This is a genomic window from Streptosporangium sp. NPDC051023, from assembly GCF_040689595.1.
Lineage (GTDB): Bacteria > Actinomycetota > Actinomycetes > Streptosporangiales > Streptosporangiaceae > Streptosporangium.
In genome coordinates this window covers 1-4,338 of record NZ_JBFBCE010000183.1, presented here as the reverse complement: position 1 = coordinate 4,338, position 4,338 = coordinate 1, and the positions used below count along the sequence as shown (strand labels likewise).

Annotated in this window: 2 protein-coding genes; both read right to left on the bottom strand. The window is 70.8% G+C overall.

Going from position 1 to position 4,338, the window contains the following annotated elements:
• Window positions 1–1,868 (bottom strand): type I polyketide synthase (locus tag AB0395_RS47615; RefSeq protein ID WP_366294839.1); only part of this gene is annotated, 1,868 nt, incomplete at its 3' end.
• 75 nt (window positions 1,869–1,943) lie between these two features.
• The coding region (locus AB0395_RS47610; protein ID WP_366294836.1) for an SDR family NAD(P)-dependent oxidoreductase at window positions 1,944–4,338 on the bottom strand (2,395 nt) is incomplete at its 5' end.

Below are 4,338 nucleotides of genomic sequence, written 5' to 3'. Positions count from 1 at the left end.
TGGTGGTCGAATAGGGCGGTGAGGGTGTCGAAGGTTTCTTTGTAGACGGGGTAGGTGTCGTAGAGCTGGCGGCCCATGCCGGTGCGTTGGCTGCCCTGTCCGGTGAACAGGAACGCCACAGCCCGAGAACCGGTCGCCACGCCGGTCGTCACACCGTTGCCCTGACGATTCGAGGCCAGCGTCCGGACCCCGTCCACGAGGTCCCGTCTGGTCTGGCCGAGGATGACGGCGCGGTGTTCGAAGGTTGCGCGGGTGGCGGCCAGGGAATGGGCCACATCCGCGGGGTCCAGGCCGGGGTGGGCCTCCAGGTGGGTGGCCAGCCGTTCGGCCTGGGCGCTCAGCGCGGTGGCCGACCGGCCCGACAGCACCCACGGCACCACCGGCGCTCTCCGCTCCAGCCCGGCTCCGGCCTCCGCTTCGGTGTCGGTGTCGGTTCGGGTTCCGGGCGTCCCCGCGTACTCCGCCGCCGTTTCGGCAGCCGGACCCGTGCCTGATCCCGACGGGGATTCCGTGAGGACGGTCTGCGGGGCCTGTTCGATGATGACGTGGGCGTTGGTGCCGCTGACGCCGAAGGCGGAGATCGCGGCGCGGCGGGGGTTGCCGGTGCCGGGCCAGTCGATGGTCTCGGTGAGGAGTCGTACGGTTCCGGCCGACCAGTCGACGTGAGGGGTTGGCTGATCGACGTGGAGGGTTTTGGGGAGAACACTGTGGTCGATGGCCTGGATGGTTTTGATGATTCCGGCGACTCCGGCGGCGGCCTGGGCGTGGCCGATGTTGGATTTCAGCGAGCCGAGCCACAGGGGACGATCCGCGGGTCTGTTCTGGCCGTAGGTGGCGATCAGCGCCTGGGCTTCGATCGGGTCGCCGAGGGTGGTTCCGGTGCCGTGGGCTTCGACGGCGTCGATGTCGGTGGGGGTGAGGGCGGCGTCGTGAAGCGCTTGGTGGATGACGCGCTGCTGGGCGGGGCCGTTGGGGGCGGTGAGGCCGTTGGAGGCGCCGTCCTGGTTGATGGCGGTGCCGCGGATGACGGCCAGGACGCGGTGTCCGTTGCGGTGGGCGTCCGACAGCCGTTCCACCAGCAGCAGGCCGGCGCCTTCGGCCCAGCCGGTGCCGTCGGCTGTCGAGGAGAACGCCTTGCAGCGGCCGTCGGGGGCCAGCCCCCGCTGCCGGGAGAACTCGACGAAGGTGCTCGGCGACGCCATGACGGTCACCCCGCCCGCCAGCGCCAGATCCGACTCCCCGGCGCGCAGTGACCGCACCGCCAGGTGCAGCGCGACGAGCGACGACGAGCAGGCCGTGTCGACGGTGACCGCGGGTCCCTCGAAACCGAAGCTGTAGGAGATCCGCCCGGACAGGACACTCGCCGCGGTGCCGGTGATCAGATATCCCTCGATCTCCTCGGGTACCCGGCTGAGCGTGCTCGCGTAGTCCTGCCCGTTGGTACCGGCGAAGATTCCGGTACGGCTTCCCTTCAGGCTTCGGGGGTCGATGCCCGCGCGTTCGAAGGTTTCCCAGGCGATTTCGAGCAGGAGGCGTTGCTGGGGGTCGCTGGCCAGGGCTTCGCGGCGGGAGATGCCGAAGAAGTCGGCGTCGAAGTCTCCGGGGTTGTCGAGGAAGCCGCCGTGGCGGGTGTAGGTGGTGCCGGGTTTTTCGGGGTCCGGGTGGAAGAGTTCTTCGATGTTCCAGCCTCGGTCGTCGGGGAACTCGCTGACCGCGTCGCCGCCGGTGGAGACCAGGTCCCACAGTTGTTCGGGGGTGGAGATCCCGCCGGGCAGGCGGCAGGCCATCCCCACGATCGCGATCGGCTCCCGCTGCTCGTCCCGTATGTCTCGTAGTTCTTCGCGCGTCTTGTGCAGCTCCTCGGTCACGCGTCGGAGGAGATGCCGGATCTGGTCGTCACTCACAGGTCTGCCTTCCGGGGGGCACGAGCTGAACAGGGGAGCTCAGGAAATACCGAGCTCATTGCTGATGAAGCTGATGAGTTCGTCGTCCGAGACGGCGGAAAGGTCACCGTCCGGTGAGGGGCCACCGTTTCCGCCGCCGGTGACCCCGTCACCGGACGGCGGACCGTCCAGGAGCCGCAGCAACCGCGAGGTAGCCGCCTCCCGATCGGACTGTGAGACCGAGATCCCGGCCAGCAGGCCCTCCAGCTCGTCGATCTTGGCCAGCACCGTGGTGAGGGGCGGTTCGGGCTCGGGAACCAGCAGGGCGTGCAGATGCTCGATGAGCGCCGCCGGAGTCGGATAGTCGAACACCAGGCTGCTGGGCAGTGCCGTACCCGTCAGGCGGCTGAGGCGGTTGCGCAGCTCGACGGCCGACAGCGAGCTGAATCCCTGGTCACGGAAGCCGCGATGGTCGTCGACCTCCGCCGCGGAGTCGTATCCGAGCACGGCGGCGATCTCGCCGCGGATGAGCCTGCGGACCGTCTGCCGCTGTTCCGCCTCGGGCAGCGCGGACAGCCTGCGCGTCAGGTCCTCCTCGTCGTGAGCGGACTCCGAGCCCGCGTCCGAGGCGTCGGCCATGGCCTTCTTGGCTTCGGGAAGCTCACCGAGCAGCGGGTGCGATCTGGTGGCGAGCACCGAGGCCCAGTCGGCCCGGCTGACGACCAGCCGGGTTTCCCCGTTGCCGAGTGCCTCCTCAAGCGCGGTGACGGCGAGGTCCGGAGACATTGGAGGGAAGCCGCCGCGCAGCAACTGCTCCCTGGCCGCGGGATCGGCGATGCCCTCACCGTCCCAGTGACCCCACGCGATCGACGTGGCGGGCAGGTCCGCCGCGCGGCGGTGCTCGGCGAGTGCGTCCAGGAACGCGTTGCCGGGGGCGTAGTTGCCCTGCCCAGCGCTCCCGAGCGTGCCGGTGATCGAGGAGAACAGCACGAACGCGGAGAGGTCCAGGTCCCGGGTCAGTTCGTGCAGGTTCAGCGCGCCGCCGACCTTCACCCGCTGCACCCGATGCATCTGCTCGACCGTCAGTGAGTCGATCAGTGAGTCGTCCAGGACGGCGGCGGTGTGGACGACCGCGGTCAGCGGGTGCTCCGCGGGGATCGTGGCGAGCACGGTGGCGAGCGCGTCTCGGTCAGCGACGTCGCAGGCGGCGACGGTGACCTGGGCGCCGAGGCCGGTGAGTTCGGCCTGCAGTTCCGCGGCACCGGGCGCGTCGAGCCCCCGGCGGCCGATCAGCAGCAGCCGCCGTACTCCGCGACCGGCGAGGCGACGTGCCACATGGCCGCCCAGTGCACCCGTGCCGCCGGTGATCAGGACGGTTCCGTCCGCGGCCCACGTCGTCAGGGTGGCGGCGCCGGGAAGCGGCGCGGGCACCAGCCGCCGAGCGAGGAGCCCGGTCGCGCGAACCGCCAGTTCGGACTCGCCGTGCTGTCCTGCCAGGGCGGTGACGGCGTGCGAAGCCGTACGGAGATCCGGCCTCGTGGGCAGGTCGATCAGGCCACCCCACCGCTCCGGCTTCTCGGCGGCGACGACCGGGCCGAGCCCCCAGCCCAGTGCTCTGGCGGGGTGGCTGACCGGATCGGAGGGTCCCGTCGACACCGCCCCGCTGGTCGCGGCCCACAACCGTCCGGTGATCCCCGCCAGGTCGAGGGCCTGGATCAACACCACCTCCGCTGCGGCTCCGCCCGGCACCGCCGGATAGGCGGGATGCGGAGAGTCGTCGAGGGAGAGCAGGGACAGCACCCCGGTGACCGTCCTGCCGTCGGCCCGATCGTCGAACCGGTCACCGGAACGACCGGTGAAGCGGTTGTCCACGGCGTTGGCCAGTGCCGAGACGATCTCTTCCACGTCGGCCGTTCCGGTGTCGACCACAACGGGCGCCACCTCGACCCCCTGCTCGACGAGCGCGCGGGCCAGGACGTCGGCCCATGCCGCCGCCTCGACACCGGTGGGACGGACGAGCAGCCAGCGTCCGGTGGCCCGGACCCGCGCCGGCTCACTGACGGGACGCCACACCGTGCGGTACCGCCACGAGTCGATGGTCGACCGGGCGCTGCCTGCGGCGTGCCAGGACGCGAGGGCGGGCAGGACCGCGCTCAGCGAGTCCCGTACCTGTTCGCCCTCGGCGCCCAGAGTGGCGACCAGGGAGTCGAGATCGCCGCTGCTGACCGTGTCCCAGAAACGGGCGCGTGTCTCGTCGGCCTCACCGGCTCGCGCGGGAGCCTCCGTGCTCTTCCGGTGGTCCGACCAGTGCCTGCGCTGCTGGAAGGCGTAGGTGGGTAGGTCGATGACCTGCGGGTTGCTGTGGGGGAGGGTGGCGGGCCAGTTGATGGGGGTGCCGTGGGTGTGGAGGTGGGCGGCGGCGGTGAGGGCGGTGGTGGTTTCGGGTTTGTTGCGG